Annotated in this window: 30 protein-coding genes; 3 read left to right on the forward strand and 27 right to left on the reverse strand. The window is 41.8% G+C overall.

Going from position 1 to position 24,858, the window contains the following annotated elements; genetic code table 11:
- Positions 1 to 10: 10 nt before the first annotated feature.
- The 3 genes from GVT53_RS06055 to GVT53_RS06065 are packed head-to-tail and all read left to right on the forward strand — an operon-like array spanning position 11 to position 1,651.
- Entirely contained in the window at positions 11 to 496 is a 486-nt protein-coding gene (locus tag GVT53_RS06055; protein ID WP_067028999.1) for a heavy-metal-associated domain-containing protein, read from the forward strand.
- Between the two features lie 5 nt (positions 497 to 501).
- Positions 502 to 843 (forward strand): mercuric transporter MerT family protein, encoded by a 342-nt coding sequence (locus GVT53_RS06060; RefSeq protein WP_166247886.1) that lies wholly within the window; start codon positions 502 to 504, stop codon positions 841 to 843.
- Positions 833 to 1,651, forward strand: a complete 819-nt coding sequence (locus GVT53_RS06065) for an NHL repeat-containing protein (protein WP_067028995.1) — start codon at positions 833 to 835, stop codon at positions 1,649 to 1,651. Before GVT53_RS06060 ends, GVT53_RS06065 begins: the two co-directional genes overlap by 11 nt.
- A 25-nt stretch (positions 1,652 to 1,676) precedes the next feature.
- Here the strand turns inward: GVT53_RS06065 and GVT53_RS06070 are convergent, their stop codons facing one another.
- The 27 genes from GVT53_RS06070 to GVT53_RS06200 form a co-directional block, all read right to left on the reverse strand.
- Entirely contained in the window at positions 1,677 to 2,183 is a 507-nt protein-coding gene (locus GVT53_RS06070; RefSeq protein ID WP_116183710.1) for a hypothetical protein, read from the reverse strand.
- Positions 2,184 to 2,382: 199 nt separating this feature from the next.
- Entirely contained in the window at positions 2,383 to 2,835 is a 453-nt protein-coding gene (locus GVT53_RS06075; RefSeq protein ID WP_067035861.1) for a pyridoxamine 5'-phosphate oxidase family protein, read from the reverse strand.
- A gap of 174 nt (positions 2,836 to 3,009) precedes the next feature.
- Positions 3,010 to 4,203, reverse strand: a complete 1,194-nt coding sequence (locus GVT53_RS06080; protein WP_067035864.1) for a phospholipase D-like domain-containing protein — start codon at positions 4,201 to 4,203, stop codon at positions 3,010 to 3,012.
- A gap of 2 nt (positions 4,204 to 4,205) precedes the next feature.
- Positions 4,206 to 5,465, reverse strand: coding sequence for an MFS transporter (locus tag GVT53_RS06085; protein ID WP_067035866.1), 1,260 nt, complete (start codon positions 5,463 to 5,465; stop codon positions 4,206 to 4,208).
- On the reverse strand, positions 5,465 to 7,615 hold the full coding sequence (locus GVT53_RS06090; RefSeq protein ID WP_176712428.1) for a copper-translocating P-type ATPase: 2,151 nt from the start codon (positions 7,613 to 7,615) through the stop codon (positions 5,465 to 5,467). Before GVT53_RS06090 ends, GVT53_RS06085 begins: the two co-directional genes overlap by 1 nt.
- Positions 7,616 to 7,632: 17 nt before the next feature.
- Positions 7,633 to 7,926, reverse strand: a complete 294-nt coding sequence (locus tag GVT53_RS06095) for a phosphoribosylpyrophosphate synthetase (RefSeq protein ID WP_067035869.1) — start codon at positions 7,924 to 7,926, stop codon at positions 7,633 to 7,635.
- Between the two features lie 3 nt (positions 7,927 to 7,929).
- Positions 7,930 to 8,547 (reverse strand): hypothetical protein, encoded by a 618-nt coding sequence (locus tag GVT53_RS06100; protein ID WP_237685876.1) that lies wholly within the window; start codon positions 8,545 to 8,547, stop codon positions 7,930 to 7,932.
- A 32-nt stretch (positions 8,548 to 8,579) separates the two neighbouring features.
- Complete coding sequence (locus GVT53_RS06105) at positions 8,580 to 9,473, reverse strand: ribose-phosphate pyrophosphokinase (RefSeq protein WP_067035874.1); 894 nt, start codon at positions 9,471 to 9,473, stop codon at positions 8,580 to 8,582.
- An 11-nt stretch (positions 9,474 to 9,484) separates the two neighbouring features.
- The gene (locus GVT53_RS06110; protein WP_067035877.1) at positions 9,485 to 10,987 is read right to left on the reverse strand and encodes a thymidine phosphorylase family protein; all 1,503 of its coding nucleotides are present in this window, start codon (positions 10,985 to 10,987) and stop codon (positions 9,485 to 9,487) included.
- A 69-nt stretch (positions 10,988 to 11,056) separates the two neighbouring features.
- A complete protein-coding gene (locus tag GVT53_RS06115) occupies positions 11,057 to 12,448 on the reverse strand; it encodes an MBL fold metallo-hydrolase RNA specificity domain-containing protein (RefSeq protein WP_067035879.1) in 1,392 nt (463 codons plus the stop codon).
- Positions 12,449 to 12,461: 13 nt separating this feature from the next.
- A complete protein-coding gene (locus GVT53_RS06120) occupies positions 12,462 to 12,716 on the reverse strand; it encodes a hypothetical protein (protein WP_067035882.1) in 255 nt (84 codons plus the stop codon).
- Positions 12,717 to 12,752: 36 nt separating this feature from the next.
- The gene (locus tag GVT53_RS06125; RefSeq protein ID WP_067035885.1) at positions 12,753 to 13,595 is read right to left on the reverse strand and encodes an ATP cone domain-containing protein; all 843 of its coding nucleotides are present in this window, start codon (positions 13,593 to 13,595) and stop codon (positions 12,753 to 12,755) included.
- Positions 13,596 to 13,598: 3 nt separating this feature from the next.
- Entirely contained in the window at positions 13,599 to 14,429 is an 831-nt protein-coding gene (locus tag GVT53_RS06130) for a universal stress protein (protein WP_067035888.1), read from the reverse strand.
- A 58-nt stretch (positions 14,430 to 14,487) separates the two neighbouring features.
- The gene (locus GVT53_RS06135) at positions 14,488 to 15,483 is read right to left on the reverse strand and encodes a 2-hydroxyacid dehydrogenase (RefSeq protein ID WP_067035891.1); all 996 of its coding nucleotides are present in this window, start codon (positions 15,481 to 15,483) and stop codon (positions 14,488 to 14,490) included.
- A 13-nt stretch (positions 15,484 to 15,496) separates the two neighbouring features.
- Positions 15,497 to 16,468 carry an ATP-dependent 6-phosphofructokinase gene (locus tag GVT53_RS06140; protein ID WP_067035894.1) on the reverse strand — a complete coding sequence of 324 codons (972 nt, stop codon included), beginning with the start codon at positions 16,466 to 16,468 and terminating at the stop codon, positions 15,497 to 15,499.
- Entirely contained in the window at positions 16,465 to 17,814 is a 1,350-nt protein-coding gene (locus GVT53_RS06145; RefSeq protein ID WP_067035898.1) for a dicarboxylate/amino acid:cation symporter, read from the reverse strand. The genes GVT53_RS06140 and GVT53_RS06145 overlap by 4 nt, the downstream gene beginning before the upstream one ends.
- Before the next feature lie 13 nt (positions 17,815 to 17,827).
- Positions 17,828 to 18,889, reverse strand: coding sequence for a class I fructose-bisphosphate aldolase (locus GVT53_RS06150; protein WP_067035901.1), 1,062 nt, complete (start codon positions 18,887 to 18,889; stop codon positions 17,828 to 17,830).
- 8 nt (positions 18,890 to 18,897) lie between these two features.
- Entirely contained in the window at positions 18,898 to 19,914 is a 1,017-nt protein-coding gene (locus tag GVT53_RS06155) for a type II glyceraldehyde-3-phosphate dehydrogenase (RefSeq protein WP_067035904.1), read from the reverse strand.
- 27 nt (positions 19,915 to 19,941) lie between these two features.
- Positions 19,942 to 21,294 carry an NAD(P)/FAD-dependent oxidoreductase gene (locus tag GVT53_RS06160; protein ID WP_067035907.1) on the reverse strand — a complete coding sequence of 451 codons (1,353 nt, stop codon included), beginning with the start codon at positions 21,292 to 21,294 and terminating at the stop codon, positions 19,942 to 19,944.
- Between the two features lie 22 nt (positions 21,295 to 21,316).
- Positions 21,317 to 21,793, reverse strand: a complete 477-nt coding sequence (locus GVT53_RS06165) for a universal stress protein (protein WP_067035909.1) — start codon at positions 21,791 to 21,793, stop codon at positions 21,317 to 21,319.
- 53 nt (positions 21,794 to 21,846) lie between these two features.
- On the reverse strand, positions 21,847 to 22,551 hold the full coding sequence (locus tag GVT53_RS06170; RefSeq protein ID WP_067035912.1) for a lycopene cyclase domain-containing protein: 705 nt from the start codon (positions 22,549 to 22,551) through the stop codon (positions 21,847 to 21,849).
- On the reverse strand, positions 22,552 to 22,824 hold the full coding sequence (locus GVT53_RS06175) for a DUF5676 family membrane protein (RefSeq protein WP_067035915.1): 273 nt from the start codon (positions 22,822 to 22,824) through the stop codon (positions 22,552 to 22,554).
- Positions 22,825 to 22,839: 15 nt separating this feature from the next.
- Complete coding sequence (locus tag GVT53_RS06180; protein WP_067035918.1) at positions 22,840 to 23,058, reverse strand: SHOCT domain-containing protein; 219 nt, start codon at positions 23,056 to 23,058, stop codon at positions 22,840 to 22,842.
- A 25-nt stretch (positions 23,059 to 23,083) separates the two neighbouring features.
- Positions 23,084 to 23,299, reverse strand: a complete 216-nt coding sequence (locus GVT53_RS06185) for a heavy-metal-associated domain-containing protein (RefSeq protein ID WP_067035921.1) — start codon at positions 23,297 to 23,299, stop codon at positions 23,084 to 23,086.
- Positions 23,300 to 23,313: 14 nt separating this feature from the next.
- Complete coding sequence (locus GVT53_RS20930; protein WP_067035924.1) at positions 23,314 to 23,556, reverse strand: hypothetical protein; 243 nt, start codon at positions 23,554 to 23,556, stop codon at positions 23,314 to 23,316.
- A gap of 24 nt (positions 23,557 to 23,580) precedes the next feature.
- Entirely contained in the window at positions 23,581 to 23,985 is a 405-nt protein-coding gene (locus tag GVT53_RS06195; RefSeq protein WP_309474604.1) for a hypothetical protein, read from the reverse strand.
- Between the two features lie 264 nt (positions 23,986 to 24,249).
- Positions 24,250 to 24,831 carry a helix-turn-helix domain-containing protein gene (locus GVT53_RS06200; RefSeq protein ID WP_067030424.1) on the reverse strand — a complete coding sequence of 194 codons (582 nt, stop codon included), beginning with the start codon at positions 24,829 to 24,831 and terminating at the stop codon, positions 24,250 to 24,252.
- Positions 24,832 to 24,858 lie beyond the last annotated feature (27 nt).

Genomic DNA, 24,858 nt, shown 5'->3' on the forward strand with positions numbered 1-24,858 from the left:
AATGTATAAAATGAGAAATATATTTAGAATTATGATGATAGGTCTATTCGGAATTGGCACAGCATCGGGGCAAATTACCAAAGTTGACCAAGAAGTTTATGGAATGGATTGCGCCCCTTGCGCCTATGGCCTAGAGCGGGGACTGAAAAAGATGGATGGGCTTCAGGAAGTGCGTGTCAGCCTCAATGACGGAAAGGCATATATGGGATTGGCTGCCGAGAACGGACTTAAATTACGTAGCATTCAGGAAGAGGTAAAAAAGAACGGTTTTTCGGCAAAAAAAGCTGAAGTGACCCTAATTGGAAACGCAACGAAAGAAGATGGCCAATGGTACATTGAGACCGCTAATGAACGATTTTCGGTATCGCAGGATACGCCTACGGCGTTGTTACAAAAATTAACCGTTGGAACAGCAAGCATAAGCGGAACGGTGCAGGATGAGGAAGATGATAACCTCTCTGGCCAATGGTCCATCGTACTAACCAAAATCGAATAGATTTTATGAAGACTATTTCCAAAATGGTATTGGGAAGCAGCTTGGTTGCCGCCCTTCTTCCCTTGATGTGCTGTTTTTTGCCTGCTCTGCTATCGGTCGGCGCGGGATTGGGTTTCTTGGGCGGAAGTTTTGAATGGGTACATCCTGCCCAACCCTTTCTGACCACATTTTCGGTCGGAGCCCTTGGGTTTGCCCATTTTAAGAATTTTAAAAGTTCAAAAAAATGTAGTGGAGGGGAATCCTGCCAAAACGACAAAAGTAAACGTACCATCAATACTTGGTTTATGTGGACATTTACCTTGCTGATTCTTGCTCTTATGATTTTAAACTACTGGTATGAACTTTAGAAAGTTATTCATTTTTTCGGTTTTTGCTTTGGTTCTTCTCACATCCGGTTGTGAAAGAACGAAAGAACAATGGCAGTTCGAACGGAAAATTATACTTCCCAAAGAAGCCCGCCCCTTGGCTTTGGCCAAGGACGAGGAGGCCATTTGGTTTTCAGATCCGGATTATTTCCGCTTGTATAAAATCGACCTGAATGGAAAGGTGTTGGATTCCATCACGAGGATACAACGGCCGATGAACATCCATATGGATAAGGAAACACTTTACATACCCGAATTCTTGACCGACACCATCTGGCAATATAAAAAAGGTAAAACCAGTCCGTTGAAAATCAACAAACGGCCACAGGCCCCGGCGGGTGTTTCTGTATATGGGGATACCATTCTGGTAGCCGATTTCTATAACCATCGTATCATCGTTCAGACACCAAATTATAGCTATACTATTGGAAAGCAAGGCCATAATGAGGGCCAATTGTATTATCCAATAGATGTAAAACTAAAGGATGGTAAGGTATTCGTGGCCGATGCGTACAACCATCGGGTTCAGGTCTTTGATTTTGAAGGCAATCATATTGTTACGATCGGCCAAAATGAAAAAATAAACGTGGCCTCTGGCATTACTTTGAGCACTAATGAATTAGCTATCACCGACCAAGAAAATAACCGGATATTAATTTTTGATTATCAAGGAAAGTTGCTGCAAATATTAAAGGAAGGCATTTTCTATCCAACAGATATTCACTTTGACAAGGGAAGGCTTTTCATCGCCAATTTCAAGGACAATTCTATATCCCTTTATGGCAGGTAATATCAATTGGATATTTTTATAAAAGCTATCTTATGCGTTCATACTCCGTAAATTCGAACGTAGTCTCGCCATTTTCGTTTTTATCCGATTCACTTCTGACAAGTAATTGTTGGGCATTTAATTGAATTACAATATGGTATTCACTTGTATTAGAATTAACATGGCTCAGTTTTCCTGATTCTTCGAGAGACCAAGTGCCAATTTCAGTGAAAGTTTTTGATATCTGGCTATGACAGGCAATTGCCCCGATTCCCCAGAAATAGCGGTTATCTTCTTGCTCGTTACCCTTAACATATCTGAGAATATCATCTTTTCGGCAATTTTCGAATTGGGCAAACAAATCTTCCAAGGGCTCCAATATGCCCAATGAATCATTTGGTTGCCCTCTAAATTCTGCAATCCTTTTCCAATCTCCTGCTAAATTATTTTCGGTAAACAAAAGGTTGACTTGTTGTGAACTTTGGTCGTCTTTTTTGCAAGACCACATAACCAACAAGGAAAGTGACACTATGTAAATTGTTTGTTTTGGCATTACTTGATTGATATAAAGTTACATCTTATCCTAACATTTAGTACATCTATTTTACAGAACTATAGTTAGATAGGTTCCAAGTTGTTTTAAATGGCCATTCACTATATAATTTCAAAATACAAATAAGATTCTCGCATTGGAATTTAGACCTATTGGGTTGTCAAGGCCAAAAAAGTCTATCCAATTAGCGATGTTGCCTTTACGTTTCCCGTCGTTTTCCTGAAATCTCAAGTATTTTGACCTGATAGACAATCGGATTTCCCCTTTCGTATAATTTGCTCGAAAATTCATTGATAAACTCAACCTCTCTCCGTTCTTTTCTACGGATAATGCTCTTCACGCCTTCGGTAAAAAGGTGTAACTTTTGTTTGGCAATATTGCCCTCAAGTTCTTCGAATGTGCCGTGCACCATGGCCGATTCCCAATTGAACATCGATTGTATTTCTTCTACCTGTACGGTAACCGAGTTGTTATTTCGCATCGCATTGATTTTATGGCCATCCGAGGTATAGCTAATGATCGTATTGTCGGCAGGATCAAAATAATAGGTGATGGGAATCAAATAAGGCTTCCCTTGCCATAGATAGGCCAAGTGGCCGAGGTAATTGTTTCTGAGGACGCGCTCAATCGCACTAGTTGTTAAATCTGTCATTGCTATTGTTTTTGAATATTACTGATTGCTTATGTGTTTTTCAAAGTGTAGTTTCCACTTGTATTCCATCATCGATTATATATTTCCTTTTTTAAGTTGTTGTGCCTCATGATTTATCGCCTTGTCCGTACAGACAGATAAAGAGGCGAAACCATTTAACCACTTGCCAACATATTATAACCTATAATTTTTCAAAAACCTTAAATGCGGAAGAAAGGTTAGAAAAAGCATGGCTGTGCGTACCATTTGGTAAGAAATCCAATTACCCAACTTATTGAATATACCGGCTCTTTGTCTTAGACTCCCCTTTGTAATTTCGCTACACTGGCTTATAACCATTTCAAAGTCGGCCCGAAGAATTTTGGCAAAATTGACCGAGTGAACTTCTACGTTCATTTCAATACTGCCATAACAACTAAGACTGTTCAAGTTAAATGAGCCTATGGTAGACCATTTATTATCTACTACCGCAGCTTTACCGTGTACCACGGATTTGTTCCACTCATAGATTCTCATATGGTGGTCTAGAAAAGAGGAGTACAAATGTTCGGTAGCCCTACGTACCAAAGGCACATCGCTAATGCCCGCTAAGATCACCGTTGTTTTTATTCCTCTTTTACAGGCCTTTTTCAATGCCTTTGCTATTCTGCTTCCAGGCAAAAAATACGAGCCTATGATAACTATTTCCTTTTCGGCATGAATGAAGGCGTTCGTGTAGGCATCACAGACTTCCGTTTTTTGCTGTAGCCAGTCGTTCTGTAAAATTCCCACGAGTGCCCTACCTGCCGAATGTAACACGGGTGGTATTTTTTTTGAGCTTCCTTTTTTGAAAAAATAGTCGCTACACAGTTTTTGAAGATTTTCAGCTGCCGGGCAATTCAACTGAACGGCATAGTCCAACCAAGGTTCCGAACCTGTGGTTCCGTGGTATTTATTGGCAATATTGATTCCGCCTATCAACGCTATTTTTTCATCGGCGACCGCAATTTTATGATGCATCCGCCTGCCGATATAAAAATTGTTCAAGGAGAATAAAGGCGAAAAAAAACGAAGTAAAATACCATGCTGTACCAAATCCTGGGCAAAACTATCGGGTAATGCAGCGCTACCATAGGCATCCAATAAGACATATACCTTTACTTTTCGTTGAGCGGCTTTCTTTAAACAGGAGGCTATACGGTTTCCCGTGTCATCGTTTTCAAAAATGTAGGTCTGTAAATGGATTTCTTTTTCTGCCCTATCGATTAACATTTCCAGCCTTAAAAAATAGTCTTCTCCCGAACGGACCAATTCAACATATTTCGAATTGTCAACAGCATTTTGAAGTGCTGTTTTACTACGTTTTCTAAGTGCATATCGATGGTCCATCGCTACCCTTTTTTATGCTGGTCGGCCAATAATGGCCTGTCAATCCCTTTATTTGGTCGATTCAAAAAATAAACCAGTCCCATAGCACCCAAAATGGTTGTACCGGCAATAATAAAAGGATAATAAAACCCTCCCGCTATTAGCCAAGTCCCCAATACCGGACCCAAAATTTGACCGATACTATTCGTGGAACTTTGAATGGATATATTCCTTCCCGTGTTTTCCTTGGAAATCAAAGAAACTGCCGAAAGCAGGTTTGGTGTTACCATGGCTCCCCCTGCTGCGAAAATTATTATAGTAACATAAATGTATAGTTCACCGCTCACAAAAGGGAAGACAACTAGCGAAACACCGGAAATCAATAACCCCAATGTTATTTGCTGTTTCGAGGTCAGCATTTTTTCTCCATAGGTCGCAAATACAGGCTGTAAAACTGCCATAACGGAACCACAAAGCATAAAACCAATACCCACCTGATTGGTTGTAAAGGCCAACTCATCCTTCCCATAAATTGAAAACACGGTCTCAAACAAGGTAACCACGAACTGCATCACAAAGGACAAGAGCAACAAAATGATAAAATAGTTACTCAGGGAAAAACTGAATTTGACTGCCTCAGAAGCAATACGATTTTTTATTTCGGTATTCTTCAGCCATTTTATGATTATCAGCAATACCACAAAGCCCAAAAGAGCTGCCAAAATAAAGGGAACCGAAAAACGGTCTAAGTGGAACACTCCAAAAGAGTATGTATAGTGTAGGTTCGTTTGCGACAGAAATCCCCCCAGAACAGGGCCAAATATCACACCGGAACTGATAGCGACCCCAGACCAGGCCATTATTTTGGTCCTTCGCTTTTCTGAAGTGATATCACTTAAATAAGCATTACTGACAGGAATAACCGCAGACGTAAAGATGCCCCCTATGATACGGGCTATATATAGCATCGACAGGGAAGTGGCAAGACCCGTTAGCAAGTTCATCACGACAAAACCTACAAGCCCCAATAGTATTATAGGTTTACGGCCGTATTTATCGGAAAGCTTGCCCCAGACGATAACGAACAAGAGCTGGAACAATGGATAAATACTGGTTAACATTCCGATATGGAAGTTGATAAGGTCCGTATCCAGATTGTCTTTTAGAGCCAGTCTTTCCGTGTAATAGGGCAGGGTAGGCAATAAAATACCGTACCCGAGCATTACCACAAATAAACTTAACAGCACTAAAAATATCCTGTTAAGTTTGTCCTTTCTATTCATTACTTTTTCCCAATTTTTCTTTTCAACAATTGGGCGTTAATGGCTACAATAATGGTGCTCAAACTCATAAACACGGCACCAACTGCGGGACCCAGTACAAAGCCTGATGAGTACAAAACACCTGCTGCCAATGGGATGGCGACCACGTTATAGCCGGTGGCCCATATCAAGTTCTGGATCATCTTGTTGTAGGTGGCCTTGCCGAACAAAATCAAATTGGCAATATCCTGTGGGTTACTGTTTACTAGAATAATGTCGGCAGTCTCCGCAGCGACATCGGTGCCGGAGCCCACAGCTATTCCAACGTTGGCTTGTGCCAATGCAGGTGCGTCATTGACCCCATCGCCCGTCATGGCCACAAACTCTCCTTTGCTTTCCAACTCTTTTACGATTTCCACTTTTTGATGGGGTAGTACCTCGGCATAATAGCCATCCAACCCTAATTTATCGCTAACAGCCTTGGCGGTTTTTTCATTGTCCCCGGTGGCCATCAAGACTTTGATGTTGTTCTTTTTGAAAATTTTGATGGCTTCAGCGGATTCCGGTCTAATCTCATCCGCTAAGGCAATATAACCGACCAATTTTCCATCGATTAGAACAAAAACCACCGTTTCAGCGGCATCGCTATAGGCATCTTCAGGAATTGCAATTTTTTCATCCCTTAAATAACCCGGACTTACTACTTTCACTTGCTTACCTTCCACATTGGCCTCTACACCTTTACCAGTAATGGCATTAAAGTTTTTTGGTTTCGGGATTGTAATATTATCTTCTTTGACCTTTTTTATGATTCCAACTGCAATAGGATGTTCCGAGCTCTGTTCCAAGGCACTTGAAAGCCTTAAGATTTCTTCTGTTGAATATTCTTGTTTAACCGATTCAACTCTTGTGACACCAAAATCACCTTTGGTCAATGTTCCGGTTTTATCAAACAACAAAGCTGATATTTTTCGGGATTCTTCAAAAGCCGTTCGATTTCTTATCAGTAAGCCATTTTGGGCGGATACTGCGGTAGATATAGCGACAACTAACGGAATGGCAAGTCCTAATGCGTGTGGGCAAGCGATAACCATAACCGTTACCATTCTCTCCAAGGCATATACAAAAGGGAAGCCTAAAATCAACCAAACTGCCAATGTGCCAAAACCAATTGCCAGGGCTATGTATGTCAACCATTTTGCCGCCCTATCGGAAAGGTTCTGCATTTTAGATTTGGTCTTTTGCGCTTCCTCAACCATTGTGATTACTTTGTTGAGATAACTGTCCTTTCCGGTATGTTCTACCTTAACCTTTAAGGTGCTATTGCCGTTTACTGAGCCTCCAATTACTTTGTCGTTCTCATCTTTTTTCACTGGCTTGGATTCCCCTGTAAGCATTGATTCATTTAAGTAACTCGAACCATCTACTATAATCCCATCAGCAGGAACTTTTTCACCTGGCTTTACTAAAATCACATCGTCTTTTAACAAATCTTCCAAGGGAATATCTTCTATAGTATCACCCTTTACCCTGTGGGCTTCGGCGGGCATCATACTTACTAATAGCTGTAAGGCTTTTGATGCACCTAGCACACTTTTCATTTCTATCCAATGGCCTAAAAGCATAATTGCGATCAGTGTTGAAAGTTCCCAGAAAAAATCTTCACCTCTTAGTCCGAATACTGTGGCAGTACTATAAAAGTAGGCAACGCTTATGGCCATGGAAATTAGGGTCATCATTCCAGGTGCACCCTTTTTGACCTCTGACCAAAAACCTTTTAAGAAAGGCCAACCTCCATAGAAATAGACGATGGTAGATAGTGCAAATAGGATATATGGGTTTCCTGGTAAGAGAAATTCATATCCGAAAAACTCCTGTATCATTGGCGAGAAGAACAATATGGGAATGGTTAGCACGAGCGTTACCCAAAACCGTTTTCGAAAATCGGCAATCATCATTTTGTGATGGTCGTGACCCATTTGACCGTGACCTGGATTATGACCTGAATGGTCGCCAGAACCGTGATCCATTTTACTATGATCCATCTTGCTATGGTCGTCCGATTTTGGGTCTTCCATTTTCGAGTGATCCATTTTTGAATGGTCATCTTTGTCGTGATTCATTTTAGAATGGTCCATTTTTTTGTTCTTTTGCTCTTCGTGATTGTCCATAGTATTCTATTTAAGGGTTATCGTAATTTTTTTCGCATTGCTTCCGAGATATTTTCAGCATAGACCCCATAGGCATCTACCAAAAGCCCCTTTATACCATCTTTTGATGAAATGGCATAAAGAACACTGTTATCGTCCGTACTGCTCATACCTTCAAAACGATGGGTTTCATCCACATCAAATTCTTCGGGATGGATTTCCAATTCCAATGAAGCACATTTTATACAGTCGGGGGCCAAATTGAAATCATAGGTATATCCCCTGATCTGTAAGTCATTAATTGCTTCTGATAGGGTGTCATAGTTTCTCATAATTTATTGTTTGTATGTCATCGTAAAATAGCTGCCGTCTTTCTCGGTAAATTTCTGGAATGATAACAAGTTCTCACTTGTAAGTTTTTCACTTGCAACATAGTCCAATTGTTTAATTCGTATACCAATGGCATAGGCCTTAATATTGATTTTGGATTTGATTGTTTTCCCATTTCCGTTAGATTCCAACACGCGGTCATAAATTTTAATCTTACTGTTGGAACCAAAGAAGTTCAACAATCCCGAATCAAAGCTCATTTCGAGTTCAACATTCTCTAAGTTCCCAAGGTCATAGAGTTCCTTGAAATTTTTGGACACTGTATTGATTTCGGTTTCCTTGGATTTTGGCTTTGAAAAAGGGAAGGCCATTACTATAATACTGGATTCATCCGGTTTGCATCGGTAAGTGGTGGTATATTTATCGGTCGGGGTGCCTTTTTCATCAAAAAGCTCGGTTGTGACAACAATTTCATAGTAACCATTGGCTTCTTTTAGCTTTCCGGCTTTAAAAGTTTGCTTGTTCAGAAAGTCTCCATTTTTATCAAAATTTTCCCGTACCACCAATCTATCGGACAATTGTCCAATCAACATTTTATCTTGTGGGTATGCGGAAAAAATCATAAAAACGTATACTATTAAGTGCAATCCTATTTTCATATGTGGTGCATCAACTCTTTTACTTCCTTGGCGATCACATCGCTCAAATCAATTTTATTTGACTGGTGTGGAATCGTGTTGCAGGTAATGATGTCCTCCACATAAGCGTCCCACAAATCTTGATAGGCATTTCCTGAAAATACGGCATGAATGCCAATGCATATTGCAGGTTTCATTCCCGCACTTTTCAAATGCTCCGTAGTTTCTATCATGGTCCGGGCCGTAGAAATGATGTCGTCTACTAAAACTGGCGTCGCTTCCTTATATTTATCTACATCGGGAACGGAAACTTCAACATCACGGTCGCCATGGCGGACCTTTTGTAACACCGTGAAGGGTACTCCCGCTTTTTTTGCCACATCGGAAACCCATTGCTCACTTTCGGAATCGGGCCCGATAAGTACCGGATTATGAATGTTCTCCTTGATGTATTTGGAGATTTCGTCCGCTGCATGAATGACCCTGTTCGGAATGTTGTATACCTCGCCCAACGAATGTATTCTATGTAGATGCGGGTCAATGGTCGTGATGCTATCTGCAAAACCAGAAATCAATTTTCCGAAAAACCCAGAAGTAACCCCTTCGCCCTTATGAAAAACCTTGTCTTGCCGCATATAGGCCAAATAGGGAGCCACCAAGCATGTGCACATCGCGCCCAAAGATTTTGCGGTGTGGCTTAAAAAATACAATGGCAATAGTTTTTCATCGGGTTCGTGCAAGGTGCAGACCATGATTACACATTTGTCTTTTACATCGGAAAGGATACGCGTGTAGGATTCCCCATCCGGAAATTTGCGTATGGTACATTCCCCGATTTCCGCTTTCATTTTCTCTGCCAATAATTCCGTGAGTTCTTGGTTTCCCAGAAGACTGAATAATATAGTTTTCATTTGTCCTTTTTTTATTCTATTGTTATAATATCGTCATGGTTCTCATAATATTCCAAGGCATAATTCAACTCACCTTGCGATTCTGCAAAGAGCGTATACAGCAACTGGCCTTTTTCTATTTCATCGTTCAAATGAACGTTCAGTAAAATACCGGCAGATTTTGATTGGGGCGCACCTGAAAGTTTGGCGAGTTTTGCAATCTTTCTATTGTCAATACGCCGTAAAACACCTGTTTTTTTGGCTTTTATTTCGAATTTATAAGGTTTTAGGAGAGGTTGTTTAAAATTACCTTGGGCTTTACAGATAGCGAGAAATTTGTTATATGCCTTACCTGATTCCAATAGCCCTCTGGCGGTTTGCTTTCCTTTTCCCGATTCGATTTCGCCAGAAAGCTCTAACAGCTCGCCCGCCAACAGAACTGCCCTTTCTCTTAGGTCTTTCGGTGCATCAACTTCATTCTTGAGTACACTAAGGATGTCCATTGCTTCAAGGGCTGGACCAATACCTCTGCCGACAGGCTGTGTGCCATCTGTAATAACTACTCTTGTAGTAAGGCCAACAGCTTTGCCCACGACTTCGAGATGTTCCTTAAGCTTCATGGCAGCGTCATTGGTACGAACCTTGGCCGTTTCGCCGACAGGAATATCAATGACCACATGGGTAGAACCTGCTGCCGCTTTTTTGGAAAGAACCGATGCAATCAACTGCCCTTCGCTATCAATATCCAAGGCTTTTTCAATTTTGATGAGCATATCATCTGCCGGACTTAATTGGGCGGTACCCCCCCAAACAAAACATCCGCCTTCTTTTTCAACAACTGCTTTGATTTCTTCCAAAGAAAGGGTAACATTGGTCAATACCTCCATGGTATCGGCTGTTCCTGCCGGGGAAGTAATGGCTCTCGATGATGTTTTGGGCATGGTAAGCCCGTAGGCTGCAACAATGGCTACAACGATGGGTGTTGTTCGGTTTCCTGGCAAGCCACCGATACAATGTTTATCGACTACGATTTTTTTGTTCCAATCCAATTGTTTTCCAGAAGCTATCATGGCTTGTGTGAGATTCGAGATTTCATTGACATCCAATCTATTTCCGGCACAGGCCGTAATAAAAGCCGAAAGATGAATGTTGGAGTAATCTCCTTCAACAATATCTGTAATGATTTCTTCGAAGGCCGTATAAGCTAGTTTTTGATTGTAGATTTTGGCCCTTACATGGCTTAACGAATCTATAGGTTCCAAGTGCGACACCCTTAGTGTTTCATTTCCGGACACTTTTAATTTTTTCGCCGCCGCTTCCGATAAGCCTATCTCTCCGGCTAGCAGCACATCCGACGTTATTACATTAAGACTGGCAACGATGGAAGTATTGAAATTGGATACCCGGATTCTGGTTAATGCTTCAAAACCTTCGGAAACACAGACATGGCAATCTTCCCGCATATAAACCACATGTTCGTTCTGTGTATAAATGCCCAAGTGTTTATATTTTAAAGTACTCGATTTTTCTTCCATAACCTTTTCGTTATTTTATTTTTAATAGTGTTGGTGATGCCACCAATAGTATTCCTATAATCTAGTCCATTAACTGTTTTGAAAAGTTTCTACGGATTCAATGCTATATAATTTGGGAATTTCAGAATCCCAATCATAAGTTTCCTTAATGCCTTTTTGCAATGCCTCCGCACCTTCCTTCTCTCCGTGAACAATAAATATCCTTTCCGGTTTCTGTTCGACCTTGCTTAGCCAATCCAATAGTTCGGCATGGTCGGCATGCGCCGAAAGCCCTTCTATTTCTGCCACCTCCATTTGAAAGGATACTGTTTTTCCGTACACTCTCAATTCCCTGTCGCCGTCCAACAATTTCCGTCCCCGAGTACCTTCTGCTTGATACCCAACAAAAAGCAAGGTGTTTTTTGGTTTTTGCGCCTGGGTTTCCAAGTAATTAAGCATTCTACCTCCCGTGAGCATTCCGCTTCCAGCGATGACGATTTTAGGTGTATCATCGCTTCTCAATTCCATTGTTTCCCGATAACTGCTTACGACCGTAAAGTGCGAACATATTTCGTCACACTCAGCATCTTCCAACCTATGCCAGTCTCTAGTTCGATGGAACAGTTCCAGTACGTTGGCCCCCATCGGGCTGTCCATAATCATCTGTACTTTGGGAATTTTATTTTGTTTTAACAACCTCCAAAATATCAGCATCATCAATTGGGCACGCTCTACGGAAAAACTTGGTATGAAAAGGCTTCCGCCCCTTTCAATGGTTTTGTTGACCAATTTTTCAATTTCGGGAAGTGCCTCCGCCTCTTCGGGATGAAACCTGCCGCCATAGGTCGATTCTATAAAAAGAACATCCGCCTTTTTTGGTTTTAGCGGTGGATATAGCAATAAATCGTTGGTTCTGCCGATATCCCCTGAAAAAACAAAACGTTTTCCGAGAACATCCAATTCAATGTAGGTAGCACCTAGGATATGGCCGTTGTACTGAAATCTAGCCTTTATGTTTTTCATTAAGGGCAGCCATTGGCCGGGGGGTACTCCCTTAAAAAAGGGAACGGTTTTTTCAACATCCTTTAAGTCATAAAGTGGTTCGGCGGGGCTGTGTTTGGAATAACCTTCCTTATTGGCCCGTTCGGCTTCCTGTTCTTGAATCTTGGCACTATCGTTCAATATGATTTTGGCAATGTCCAGGGTGGGGTACGTTCCATAAATGGGCCCCTTAAAACCCTGTTTGACCAATCTGGGCAGATAGCCTGTATGGTCCATGTGCCCATGCGTAAGCAAGACCGCATCAATTTCCGAGACTTCAACGGGTGGATACTCCCAGTTTTTTAGACGTAGTTCTTTTAGCCCTTGAAAAAGACCACAATCAATCAAGATTTTGCGTTCGCCGGTATCCAAGAGATATTTTGAACCGGTAACGGTTCCAGCAGCTCCTAAAAAGTGAATGTTTATTTTGTTGTTTTTCATTTATAGTACCCGTTTAGTGTCCCCCACAGCAGGAAGGTGTGTTCCCTTTATCTTGGTCCGGTTGGCATAACTCCGCTATTTCTTTGTAGAGATCATGAAAATCCTCTTTGATGAGAAGGGCTAGTTTCTTGGTGGATTTGGGTTCGGAGTTTACCATCTCCAGTAATGTTTCGAAGGCCTCTTCAAGTAAGCTTGGATCATCTTCCATTGCTTGGTAAAATGGCTCTAGGTCTATACTGTTCTGTTTTTGTAATGTTTCTGTTCTCATCTGTTTTCTTTTTAGGATTGATCAATGTTTATTGGTTTAATGTGCTGTGCATAATTCTTCTGAATCTTCGAGAATTTTTTTTTGTCGTTGCTTGGCGATACCTATTTGCCCCAAAAATGATGGGTTTTCGCTAATGTCCTTGCAGAGCACAATGCCCTTATCCAATAATTTGGATTTCTCGGCCTTTGTCAATGTTGTTAAAGAGGTTAAGGGATGTAGGCCGGATCTGTCTATGCGTTCTTTCAGACCGTTCCCTTTCGGATAATCCCAACTTGTAAGCATCAGCCCAACACAGGTACCATATTGTATGGCATCGGTGGTAAAGCGGGTATTGGTATAAACACCCCCTTGATGAAACTTGGTTTTATGGCCTTGCTGTTTTTCCCATTGTTTTTCCACATCCAAAAATCTTGAATGGATATAGAGCGGGATTTTCACATTGCAAAACCGGCCCTGATCACTATGGTATTTACATTCAATCATATAATGCTTGTTGTCTTTTTCAGCTATCACATCCACTTCATGCTGTACACAATTGCCTTGAACGATTACCCCGACTTTTGTATCAAAACCTTCTTGACTCAATAGGGCCCCAACAAATTTTTCAAAGGGATAACCCGAAGGCCCGAGTTCCATAAGGGCTTTTTTTAGTTTATACCGCGAAGCGCTCACACGGGCCTTGCTCTTTAGCATCCTAAAGGCACTTCGGTATATTTCTTTGGTGGTCATGCCATGGGATACCCTGTCCCTAATTTCATTGGCAATTTCTTGAACAAGCGTTTCGTCAGCCTTTGAACGGCGCAATGATTTGATGAGCTTTTTGATATCGAATTCCTCAAGTTCACCGGAATATTTTCTTATCTGTACCTGCTGGGTCATTCTCTATATTTTAATGGTCATCACTGGTAGCGAAGAATGGTTGGCGACCCCTTCTGTAATGCTTTTTGAGAACAAACTTAAAAATCCTGTATTCCCATGTGTACACATGGCGATCAGGTCCGCTTTGTTGTGTTTCAAATATGTATTGATGCCCGTTTCAACTTGGTTTTCGTTATACACGTTCATGGAGAAATTCTTGAGTTCTGGAAAACCCTCCAAAAACTTTCGTATGGGATCTAGGCCAAGGGCGATACTATTATGGTCCGATGCCGTGTTGATGCGTAATAGATGAATTTTCGCATTACATTTTTCTGCGATGGAGAGTACTGCCCTAAAAGCACTGCCCACATCTTCCATAAAATCTGAAACGAAAACGATATCCTTGAAAGGAAACCTTACATCATCTTCTTTTACCACAACGACCGGCACATCGGATTTTCTTACCAAACGCTCTACGTTGCTACCAAGAAGTTCACGAACTATGCCTTTGGTGCCACTGCTTCCTGTAACGATGAAATCATGGTCATAATGACCCGAATGTTTCAGAATGTTGTCTTGATCTACATGAAATTGTAAAAAGGTTTGGCATTTTAGATGTTCTTTTTCGGCCTTTTTTTCCAGTTCACGTAACGAGGCTTTCGCTTTTCCAATTTTTTTGAGGGTTTCTGGATACCGTTTTTCCTTTTGCTTATCCAATTTGACCCAATCGACAGGAGTCTTTAACAAATGGAAAAAATGAATTTCCGCATTATAAAGTTTGGCCATTTCAATGCCCAAATCGGCGGCTTTGTTGCAGTTTTCTGAGAAATCCGTGGGTACGAGTATATTTTTCATAGTGCTATTGTTTTTAGGTTTATATAGATTTAAGTACTTCCTATGGAAGCTTGTCGTTTTATTTGCTGGCTACTTCGTTTCCCGAGTCGATTTGTTTTTCAAAACAATCCAGATTATGTATGGTGGTTTCGGCAATATTCGTCAGTGCCGTATCGGTCAAGAAGGCCTGATGGCTCGTTATCAGAACATTATTGAAGGTCATCAAACGAGCGATTACATCGTCCTGTAAAATCTCGTCAGAATGGTCTTCGAAAAACAGTCCTTCCTCTTCTTCATAGACATCCATACCAAAGAACCCGACCTTTCCGGTTTTTAGTCCATCGATGACCGCTTTGGTATCTACCAGACCGCCCCTGCTCGTATTGATGAGCATAACACCTTTTTTCATGACCCCAATTTGCTCGGCATCTATTAAATGTTTCGTGTCGGTAGCCAAAGGCACGTGAAGACTGATAATATCCGATTCGGCACATAATGTTCTACAATCGGTATAGCGGGCACCAAATTTTTCTACTAGGTCTTCATCCTTGTTGACATCATAGGCTAGAATTTTACAGCCAAACCCATGAAGGATTTTGACCAAGACTGCGCCAATCTTTCCGGTGCCCAATACCCCAACCGTTTTGCCGTTCAAGTCAAAACCAGTGAGTCCGTTTAAGGAAAAGTTTTGTTCACGCACTCTATTATTGGCCCTAATTAGTTTTCTGTTCAAAGCCAATATGAGTGCGACCGTGTGTTCTGCGATGGCGTAAGGCGAATATGCGGGAACACGAGCCACCTTGATGTTCATTTCATCCGCCTTTTCCATATCCACATGATTGTAGCCTGCCGAACGAAGAGCTATGTATTTGACTCCGAACGCACCTAATTTTTCCAGTACGTTGGCGGATGCATCATCCCCTGTAAATAGACTGATGGCCTCCGAGCCTTTTGCCAAGGGAACGGTATGCTCGGATAATCGTTCCTCTAGTAGCCTCAATTCATGTTTGCCGTCATTGGCGGATGTTAAATAGGATTCTTCAAACTTATGGGTGCTGAATACCGTTGTTTTCATTTGCGTTTTAATTTTATTTACCAAAAATCTTTACGAGTTCGTACAACTCGTCTTGTACCTGGTGTTGTTTTACCACTTGGTCAAAAGGCGTGAGGCTAAGTTCGTTGTTGAGAATACCGACCATAACGCTCTTTTTTTCTTGTAAAAGGGCCTTTACCGAAGCTGCCCCAAGTCTTATCCCCAACATACGATCGGCAGCGGAAGGGTTTCCACCGCGTTGCACATGCCCCAGTTTTGTGATACGGAGGTCTAGCTTCGGATTTAATTCTTTAATCTTTGATGCCGCTATTTCGGCACCAAGTTCATCGCCTTCGGCAACAACGGCTATGAAGGCTTCTTCGCTATCATAAACACTTGCCTTTTCGAGCAAACGGACAAAATCTTGTCCACTTTCCGGCACTAAAATGGCATCGGCACCTACGCCCAACCCAGAATGCATTGCTATATATCCGCAGTCCCTTCCCATTACCTCAATTAGAAATATTCGGTTATGTGATTCTGCTGTGTCCCTGATCTTATCAATGTTTTCGATTGCCGTATTCACTGCGGAATCAAAGCCCAAGGTGAAGTCGGTTCCGGCCATGTCATTGTCTATGGTACCTGGAATACCGATAAATGGTAGTTCGCAAATCTCCGAAAAGGCGAGCAGCCCTTTAAAAGTACCATCCCCGCCCACGGCGATAAGTGCATCGATGTTATTTTTCCGAAGGTTCTCCAGGGCCTGCTGTCTTCCCTCTTTAGTTAGGAATCTTGCGCTTCGTGCGGTCTTAAGAAAAGTACCGCCCCGATGCACTAATTTTTGAAGTTCCTGGGTATCCAATTCGACTAAATCCCCATCGATTAGGCCTTCATAACCTTTACGAAAACCACTTAATTTTATGCTGTTCACTTCGGCAGTTTTTGCAATGGCAAATAAAGCTGCATTCATGCCTGGGGAATCCCCTCCCGAGGTAAATACCCCAATATGTTTCATATTCGTGTTCATGATTTAGTGGTTTTAAGATTAGCGGTAATCAGATCGGGTATTTTTCCGTAAAACCGATTGAAAACCATACAAGCCGTTAAGTCTCCGGTAACATTCACTGCAGTTCGGAACATGCCGAGCAAGCGCTCCACCCCGATTATTATGATAATTCCCTCAGAAGGTATTCCGGCCCCCGATAGTACCGAAGCCAGTATGACAACGCCACCTCCAGGTATGGCCGGGGTTCCGATTGAGGCCGCAACTATCGTAACGACGACGACAATAATATTTAAAAGGTCCATTTCTAATCCGTAAGCCTGTGCTATGAATAAAGTGGTTATGGTCTGATAGAGGGCCGTCCCATCCATATTTACAGTAGCCCCGATCGGAATTATGAAATTACTGATAGAGCTATCTACTTTCAGTTCTTCCTCTGCTGTTTTCAGCGATAAGGGCATGACCGCGGCAGAACTTGTAGTCGAGAATGCTAAAAGTTGGACATCCGTAATCTTTCTCAAAAATTTAAGAGGATTAGTCCGGCCAAGTGTGCTTACCAATAAGAGGTAGATAACAATCAACATAAATAGGCCCAACAGTACAACGAGCACATAAAAACCCAATCCTGAAAGGGAGCTTAACCCGACACTGGATGTAAGCTGGGCCATCAATCCGAATACTGCCACCGGCACCAACAACATGGCCCATTTTACTACGGTCATACAGATTTCCTGTACGGCACTCAAAAGTAATTTTACTGGTTTGAGCAAATCATTGGGTAACGACAGAACGGCTACCCCTATTATAATGGTAAAAATGACAATGCTCAACATTTCGCCACTTACCATGGAGGCCAATGGGTTTTCGGGCAGTAGATCCGTTATGGCATTCGGAATATCATTTATTCCAAAGGATAGTTCCGAACTTTCGGCAGTATCGGCCAATGCATTTGCATGATCCATTTCCGCCTGTTGGTGCAGATACTTTCCAGGTCTGAACAGTGCGGCTAGCAACGTTCCTATGGTTACTGATATAATTGTTGTTGATATAAAATATAAGAGCACACCACCCCCCAACTTTTTTAGATTTTCCTTGTCGTTACTGGCTATGCCCGTAATGATGGAAGCCACAATCAAGGGAATCATTATCATCTGCACCAATTTAAGGAAGAGCATTCCCGGTAGGGCCAACCAATTTCCCAACATATCGGCAGTCGCCTTACTGACCCAACCGTTTTGAGGACTTAATAACAACCCGAAACCTACACCCAAAAACAAAGCGATAATCACTTTTAGCCATAGCCTGCTCTCTACCAGTCTCTGCAAGTAATGGTTGAGTGATTTTAAAGATTTTATTTCAGTTTCGAACATGGTATTTTATCACTTAGGCTATCGTTATTTTCTCCTCCAAATAAACACTTTGGACTGCATGCAATAATTCTACCCCTTCCTTAATGGGTCGTTGAAAAGCTTTTCTTCCAAGTATCAGACCCGAGCCTCCTGCCCGTTTGTTTATGATTGCGGTTGTAATGGCCTCGGTCAAATCGGATGCTCCTCTGGAACCCCCACCGGAACTGATCAGTCCTACTTTGCCCATATAGCAATTGGCAACCTGTAAACGACACAAATCGATGGGGTGTTCGGTGGTCAGGGTTTCATACATGGCATCGTCATATTTCCCAAATTGAAGGTCTTTAAAACCGTAATTTGTAGTGGGTAATTTTTGTTTGATGATATCCCCCTGTATTGTTACCCCAAGGTGGTTGGCTTGTCCCGTTAAATCTGCAGCGGTGTGATAGTCCTCTTTATCCGTTTTGAAAGCATCGTTACGGGTGTAACACCACAAAATCGTGGCCATGCCCAGATTATGGGCCTCGGCGAAGGCTTCCGCAATCTCCACTATCTGTCGATTACTTTCCTTAGATCCAAAATATATGGTCGCCCCAATAGCAACTGCGCCCATATCCCAAGCGTCCTTGACCTTTCCGAACAAGGTTTGGTCGTAGGCATTGGGATATGACAGTAGTTCATTGTGGTTTATCTTCACGATGAACGGTATTTTATGCGCGTATTTCCGAGCGTACAGACCTAATACACCAAAAGTCGAGGCCACCCCGTTACAACCTGCGCCAATGGCAAGTTTTATAATATTCTCAGGGTCAAAATAATCGGGGTTTTTATAGAAGGAAAAAGCGGCACTATGTTCGATTCCCTGATCTACGGGAAGTATGCTTAAATACCCTGTATCCTTCAGGTTGCCATGCCCGTATAATTGGGCAAGACTTCGAAGCGTTTGTGGATTACGATTGCTGTTGACAAAAACTTTAGAGACAAAATTTTTATCGGGCAATTGCAGTTCATCCTTGGTAATCTTTTCGCTAACATGATCTAAATAGAAGGACGCTTTGTCCCCCAACTGCTCTATTATTTTTTCGTGAGAGTTCATTGTTTTAACTATTGATTAATACCTAGACTTTTATTGGTCTTAGCGATGGATTTATTACCATCCATCTCGATTCCGGTAAGTGCCCGAATGGCGTCGATGGTCTCGGGAATTACAATCGCTTGATTGTCCACCACGTAGGCATAAAAGAGTTCATCGCCCACCACTTTTAGCATATCTTCCCATAGGGCTACCTCGTACATGTCGCCCCAAGGCCTGCCCATATCCAAAAACATTTCCTTGATGGTGTTGTTGGAGACCAAGCCTTGATCATAGTGAATAAACTTGATTCTACTTGAGGTTTTGAGGGCGTTCAACACCTCTTCCTTTGATGTTTCTTTCTTTAGTTTCACGTTCCAGTAATGCATATGGCTCAAGGTTTGGGGAACTTTGACCGCTGAAGTAATGACATCCAAATCAGGATCCACGCTCTGTGCGTCGGGACCTTGGTGGCTCGGGATTTCTTTTTCCGGTACCATGGTGTTCATAATCCCTCCTAAATGACTTTCCCAAGGGTCGGTCGCCCTTCTTAAAAGTGTGCCACGTGCATAATCCAGTAAATCGGCCCTTTTTAAAGCGGTCAATGTTCTCAGGATTGATGTGGTATTACAGGAAACCACTCGGGTTGCATTGATATTCAACGCCGTGTTATAATTGTTTTCAGCACTAAAGGAGTGGCCTGTTGTCTCGTGCTTTTCCCCACCGTGCAGAATGAATTTGATATTGTGTGTTTTATAGGTTTCCACGTTTTTCGCCGCAATCATTTTTGGGGTGCAATCCACCACAAGTTCCACTTTATCCAATAAGTCCTGCATATTGCCCATTACCGAAATGCCCGAAGCCTTCATTTGTTTTTCCGCTTCGGTGGTTGTCGCATAGATATCATAATCCTTTCTTACAGCGTTCTGTATGCGCCAATCGCTGATAATGTCGCAAACCCCGACTAGTTTCATGTCATCCTGTACCTTTATGGCATCGGCAACTCTTTTGCCGATGACCCCGTATCCTACTACTGCAATATTTTTCATTTTCAATTGTTTTTAGTGATTCAATATTTATTCTTGGGTTGATGTGTATTGCGCATCAACTTTCTTTGTTCTTTTGAAACTTCTTATGATTACCCTATTACTTTTTTCGTAAGTAAAATAGCTGATGGCCCAATTGAAGCCCACCAATAGTTTGTTCCTAAACCCACTGATGGAGACCAAGTGAACAACAGACCATAAAAGCCAAGCGGCATAGCCACCGAAATGAAACTTCCCCAAATCAGCGACCGCTTTTCTCTTGCCGACAGTGGCCAATGAACCTTTATCTTTATATGTAAAGGGTTTTGAAGGCTTTGAAAGCAAGGTGTTGAGCAGTACTTTGGCCAAATGTCTGCCTTGTTGTATGGCGGTTTGGGCTACTTGGGGATACCCTTTCGGGGTCTCATCTGTGATTACCCCGGCGATATCCCCAATGGCAAAGACATTGTCCATTCCATAAACTTTTAGGTGGTGGTCCGTTTTAAGACGATTGCCCTTGACAATAGACGTCTCATCGAATCCTTTTGGAAAATCTCCAGTTACCCCTGCTGTCCAAATCAAGTTCTTGGCTAAAATGGTCTTGCCGCTTTTGGTTTTGACCACCCTGCCATCATAGTTACTAACGGATTCTTTCAACATCACCTTAACGTTCAGATTCTCTAAATAGGTCAGCGTTTTTGAAGAAGCTTTGTCCGACATGGCAGAGAGCACTTCGTCCATAGCTTCCACCAAATAGATGTTCATGATGGAGGAAGGATACTCGGGATAGTCTTTAGGAAGGATGTACTTGCAAAACTCCGCCAAAGCACCTGCCATTTCTACTCCGGCGGGACCGCCACCCACGATCACAAAATTCGTGAGGGCATCGCGTTCCTCATCATCGCACGTGATCGCGGCCTGTTCCAAATTTTGCAGCATCATGTGGCGGATATTTAGAGAATCCCGGATATCCTTCATCCCCAAACTATTTCTTTCCACTTCTTCCATACCGAAGAAGTTGGTCTTTGTTCCCGTTGCCAAGACCAGATAATCATAGGTAAGTTTTCCTTTGTCCGTTATGACGGTATTGATGGAGTTTTGAATTTCCTTTACCTCGGCCAGCCTGAAGCTCACATTCTTATATCCCTTGAATTGTTTTCTAAAAGGGAATACAATGCTATCGGGTTCAAGCCCACTGGTGGCTACCTGATAAAATAAGGGCTGAAACTGATGAAAGTTATGGCGGTCAATAAGTACCACCTGAACATCTTTATTTTTCAACCCTTCCACCAATGCCAGACCCGCAAAGCCACCACCTACAATGACTATTCTTGGGAACCTGGAATGCGGCAAGCAGATTGCATCCGTCACTTTGCGTGTATTGTTTTTGCTATCGTCTAACATTTGGTTCTTGCCTGTTAACTTTTCAATAGTTGTTTTTCTCTTTTGAACCGCGTTTTCGGACTATCATGACGGAACAGTCGGCATGTGTTGCCAAGGACTGGGAAACCGAGCCGAGCAAAAATCTAGAGAATGCGCCATGGCCCTGCGACCCGACTATGATCAAATCGGTATCAAAGGCTTCGGTCTTTTCTAAAATTGCACTTTTGGGAAGCCCCTCTACCACGGCTGTTGTTATCGACAATACGTCATTCTTGTCCCTTAATGATTTTGAAGCTTCATTAACAAGATCTTCTGCCGATTTTTTCGCACTGGAGACGGTTTCTTCATAATAATTTCCAAGCGTGCCGCCCAAGGGTAGGGCACCAGGAGCGGCCAACATGGGATTTTCGAACACATTCAAAATACATACTTCGGTACCCGCAGGGAACGGCAGCGTCGCAAGTTCATCTATGGCGACTTTACTAAAGTCAGAACCATCTATTGCCAATAGTATTTTCATCTTTGTAGATTTATTTGTTCATGATTAATTATGTTAATTCCCATATTGCCAAATCAACTTATGGCCAAGGGTTTCATCAATTTTTTCCAATACAAATGCTCGTATAGCCCTGACCAGTACATTCCGAAAGTAAAAGCGAACAAAAGCTCTTCAATTGGAATGCCGGCCACTAGAATATCACTAAGGTTTTCCAGATTCCAGAAAAGTTCTACATAGTTGGGATAGAACGGGAGTATACTTCCAAAATAAACAAAGTACAATGCCGTGAACAGAAATCCACTTATCCAGATTTTGGTCTTTAAATCCGGACGGCAGTATAGCGTGGCCATTCCACCCAAAAACATGGCCAATATTCCACAGTAGATATGATTCAAAGGCGTGAACAGGGCCAATACCAAAAACACTACTGCCGGTACGAAAAGGATATATAGGTGCAACCGGTGCCTTTCATGTTTCCGTTCGGTATGCGGTATTTCAACATACTTTCGCTTAAAAATAAGATTGTAGATTACCGTGCCTATGCCCCCTATGGCAAAAGAGAAGATTAGGCTTTCAATATCGAACCCTGTCTTTATTGCCAAATCGAAAAGCGATGGCGGATGCCAATATTGGGGAACAAAAAGGGGTTCGGTAAGCCCAAAGGGCATGGTTATCCAACTCATCTTCAGCATTTCTCTTCGAGAATCTTTCTTCATTAGATAGACCACGCCCCAGAGGGCTAGAATAATAAGGGACCATATGAACCAGACGTACTGCATTTATCGTTTTAGCTGTGCATTGTAAAAAGCTGCGATCAGCGCTCCTGTCAGCCATCCGATAATGAATGTTTGGATCATCCCAATTATAGCTTCCCAAAAAGGAACATCCATGCGAATAATACTGGTTGTGTCAAGCCCATGGAGCAGGCTGTTGAAAAAATCTATGGTACCTTCCCTGCCGGCCGTAAACATGACGACCATACAGCCAATGTAGAGGATGGCGGCAGTGAGACCGAATGCAAATCCGAATTTTTTAATGTTTATACGGTTCATGATTTCTGTTTTTAGTTATTTGTCCGTTTCCAAGGTTTTTTTTGAATCTTCATATTCTTCCTTGGTAATTTCTCCTTTTGCAAATCGTTTTTTTAGAATTTGCATGGGATCTTCATTGCTCGATTTTTGGTAGGGTACGTCATACGGGATAAAGAAAATCCACACCAGTAGTACGAGCCAGATAATCCACCATATAATGTGCATGCCGCCCCAATGTCCTTCGAAATAGTGCATAGCTAAAAGTTTTAAATGTTAGTAATTAATTCAATTCTGAAATTGTATAACCTTCAAGTCGATTCAACTGTTTCTGCAGATCATCGACCGAAAGGTTCGATTTCATACTGATCTTGGCGACTCCTTTCGGACTTAAAAAAATCTTTGCCTCCTCAATGTCTTCATGAGACTCCAATACTTTTTTGACCTTTGTTATGCAACCGCCACAACTGATTCCGTCTATTTGATATTTTCTTTTCATTTTTTTTGCGGATTTCAGTGTTGATGCTGTTTTTGGTCGTGCTTTTCCTTTTCTTCCTTTTTTCTTTTAAGGTTATCCTCCGTTAGCCCATGGGTATGGCCACCATGTCTCATAGGCATCAAGAGATGCACCGCGAACATGATTACTATGAACGTAAACAGTGTGAGGTTGCCTTTAATGCCGAATGCTGGTGCAAAAAAGATGAAAAGAAGCGGAAGTCCGCAACCTAGTATCATCCATATCCAATGATTTTTCATAATCGAAAATTTAAAAGTTAATCCTTAATGGTGTTCAGAATGGTCTTGCTCAGATGGTTCCATTTTATTTGAACCGTCCATCATGCCCATTCCTTTCATATCCATTCCCTTGTCGCCCATCATCTTCTTACAAGACTCCATACAATCTTCGCTCATCATGCCCTTTTCGTGCATCATTTGCATCATATTGCCTATCATTTTTCCATCTTGCATCATGGATTGCATCATGTTTTTCATCATCATACTATCTTTCATCATCATCTGTATTCCCTGGCCCTGTATCATAGTACCCATCATCTTTTGATTGCCCTGCATCATCTGCATGGCATGGTCGTTGCCTTGCATGTTGTCCATGAATTCAGTCATGTAACTGTGGTTACTGGCAATTGCCTCAAAGAGTTCCGTTCTCGTTTTCGAATTTTCGAGCATTGCGTTAGGATTTGTTTTCTGGTTGCAACCGGATAGACTTACTAAGCCAATTGCCAGTAAAATAATTGCTGCCGTTCTCATCATATTTGATTTTTAATTAATATTATTTCGGTTATTCGTTTTGTATTTATCTCTAATTGTCTTGTTTTAGTAGCATTTTCAATTCTTTTTTTAATTCTAAACATTTGCTTGTTTTTCTGGTAATCTCCAAGGTTAAATCTATGTATTGCCAAAAGCCTTTGTCTGCATAATTCTCTTTATTATTTATATAATTTCGTCAAAGAAATTTCGTTCCCAGGCTTGATCATTTTTATAGTCGGTCATGCTCATGCCCATGATTTCCTTAAACTGCCTGGATAAGTGGTTGACACTGCTGTAATCGAGCAAATAAGCGATATCAGAAAAGGTATGTTGCCGCAACTGAATGAGCTCTTTTACCTTTTCTATCTTCAGCTTTATGAAGTATTTTTCAATAGTGATATTTTCATTTTTTGAAAAAATCTTGCTCAGTACCTTGTACTCTCGATGTACTATGTTAGCCAGATAGTCCGAGGTTTTTCCCCGAATGTTGATAGGGATATCTGCGACCAATGAAATCAAGGCGATCTTGATTTTCTCGACTATCATCTCCTCTTCGCTTTTGGCTATTTCAAAACCGTTGGAATGGAGGACGCCCACCACTTTTTGGTCTGCTTCGACAATAGCTATTTCTGGAGCCTTTACCGTAAGTTTCCCAAGTTCAAGGGATAGTATGGTAATGCCCAAATCATACAATTCTTGCTTTATGACCTTTAGGCAACGCCTACAAACCATATTCTTTATCCAATATTCCCTTATGGAATCCATGGTGCACGTATTATGGTTTACAATAAA

This window comes from Flagellimonas oceani (genome assembly GCF_011068285.1).
GTDB lineage: Bacteria > Bacteroidota > Bacteroidia > Flavobacteriales > Flavobacteriaceae > Flagellimonas > Flagellimonas oceani.

Bases quoted from the DNA above. Each gene is read 5' to 3' on its own strand.
- GVT53_RS06055 (WP_067028999.1), top strand. From the start codon at position 11: ATGAGAAATATATTTAGAATTATGATGATAGGTCTATTCGGAATTGGC.
- GVT53_RS06060 (WP_166247886.1), top strand. From the start codon at position 502: ATGAAGACTATTTCCAAAATGGTATTGGGAAGCAGCTTGGTTGCCGCC.
- GVT53_RS06065 (WP_067028995.1), top strand. From the start codon at position 833: ATGAACTTTAGAAAGTTATTCATTTTTTCGGTTTTTGCTTTGGTTCTT.
- GVT53_RS06070 (WP_116183710.1), bottom strand. From the start codon at position 2,183: ATGCCAAAACAAACAATTTACATAGTGTCACTTTCCTTGTTGGTTATG.
- GVT53_RS06075 (WP_067035861.1), bottom strand. From the start codon at position 2,835: ATGACAGATTTAACAACTAGTGCGATTGAGCGCGTCCTCAGAAACAAT.
- GVT53_RS06080 (WP_067035864.1), bottom strand. From the start codon at position 4,203: ATGGACCATCGATATGCACTTAGAAAACGTAGTAAAACAGCACTTCAA.
- GVT53_RS06085 (WP_067035866.1), bottom strand. From the start codon at position 5,465: ATGAATAGAAAGGACAAACTTAACAGGATATTTTTAGTGCTGTTAAGT.
- GVT53_RS06090 (WP_176712428.1), bottom strand. From the start codon at position 7,615: ATGGACAATCACGAAGAGCAAAAGAACAAAAAAATGGACCATTCTAAA.
- GVT53_RS06095 (WP_067035869.1), bottom strand. From the start codon at position 7,926: ATGAGAAACTATGACACCCTATCAGAAGCAATTAATGACTTACAGATC.
- GVT53_RS06100 (WP_237685876.1), bottom strand. From the start codon at position 8,547: ATGATTTTTTCCGCATACCCACAAGATAAAATGTTGATTGGACAATTG.
- GVT53_RS06105 (WP_067035874.1), bottom strand. From the start codon at position 9,473: ATGAAAACTATATTATTCAGTCTTCTGGGAAACCAAGAACTCACGGAA.
- GVT53_RS06110 (WP_067035877.1), bottom strand. From the start codon at position 10,987: ATGGAAGAAAAATCGAGTACTTTAAAATATAAACACTTGGGCATTTAT.
- GVT53_RS06115 (WP_067035879.1), bottom strand. From the start codon at position 12,448: ATGAAAAACAACAAAATAAACATTCACTTTTTAGGAGCTGCTGGAACC.
- GVT53_RS06120 (WP_067035882.1), bottom strand. From the start codon at position 12,716: ATGAGAACAGAAACATTACAAAAACAGAACAGTATAGACCTAGAGCCA.
- GVT53_RS06125 (WP_067035885.1), bottom strand. From the start codon at position 13,595: ATGACCCAGCAGGTACAGATAAGAAAATATTCCGGTGAACTTGAGGAA.
- GVT53_RS06130 (WP_067035888.1), bottom strand. From the start codon at position 14,429: ATGAAAAATATACTCGTACCCACGGATTTCTCAGAAAACTGCAACAAA.
- GVT53_RS06135 (WP_067035891.1), bottom strand. From the start codon at position 15,483: ATGAAAACAACGGTATTCAGCACCCATAAGTTTGAAGAATCCTATTTA.
- GVT53_RS06140 (WP_067035894.1), bottom strand. From the start codon at position 16,468: ATGAACACGAATATGAAACATATTGGGGTATTTACCTCGGGAGGGGAT.
- GVT53_RS06145 (WP_067035898.1), bottom strand. From the start codon at position 17,814: ATGTTCGAAACTGAAATAAAATCTTTAAAATCACTCAACCATTACTTG.
- GVT53_RS06150 (WP_067035901.1), bottom strand. From the start codon at position 18,889: ATGAACTCTCACGAAAAAATAATAGAGCAGTTGGGGGACAAAGCGTCC.
- GVT53_RS06155 (WP_067035904.1), bottom strand. From the start codon at position 19,914: ATGAAAAATATTGCAGTAGTAGGATACGGGGTCATCGGCAAAAGAGTT.
- GVT53_RS06160 (WP_067035907.1), bottom strand. From the start codon at position 21,294: ATGTTAGACGATAGCAAAAACAATACACGCAAAGTGACGGATGCAATC.
- GVT53_RS06165 (WP_067035909.1), bottom strand. From the start codon at position 21,793: ATGAAAATACTATTGGCAATAGATGGTTCTGACTTTAGTAAAGTCGCC.
- GVT53_RS06170 (WP_067035912.1), bottom strand. From the start codon at position 22,551: ATGCAGTACGTCTGGTTCATATGGTCCCTTATTATTCTAGCCCTCTGG.
- GVT53_RS06175 (WP_067035915.1), bottom strand. From the start codon at position 22,824: ATGAACCGTATAAACATTAAAAAATTCGGATTTGCATTCGGTCTCACT.
- GVT53_RS06180 (WP_067035918.1), bottom strand. From the start codon at position 23,058: ATGCACTATTTCGAAGGACATTGGGGCGGCATGCACATTATATGGTGG.
- GVT53_RS06185 (WP_067035921.1), bottom strand. From the start codon at position 23,299: ATGAAAAGAAAATATCAAATAGACGGAATCAGTTGTGGCGGTTGCATA.
- GVT53_RS20930 (WP_067035924.1), bottom strand. From the start codon at position 23,556: ATGAAAAATCATTGGATATGGATGATACTAGGTTGCGGACTTCCGCTT.
- GVT53_RS06195 (WP_309474604.1), bottom strand. From the start codon at position 23,985: ATGCTCGAAAATTCGAAAACGAGAACGGAACTCTTTGAGGCAATTGCC.
- GVT53_RS06200 (WP_067030424.1), bottom strand. From the start codon at position 24,831: ATGGATTCCATAAGGGAATATTGGATAAAGAATATGGTTTGTAGGCGT.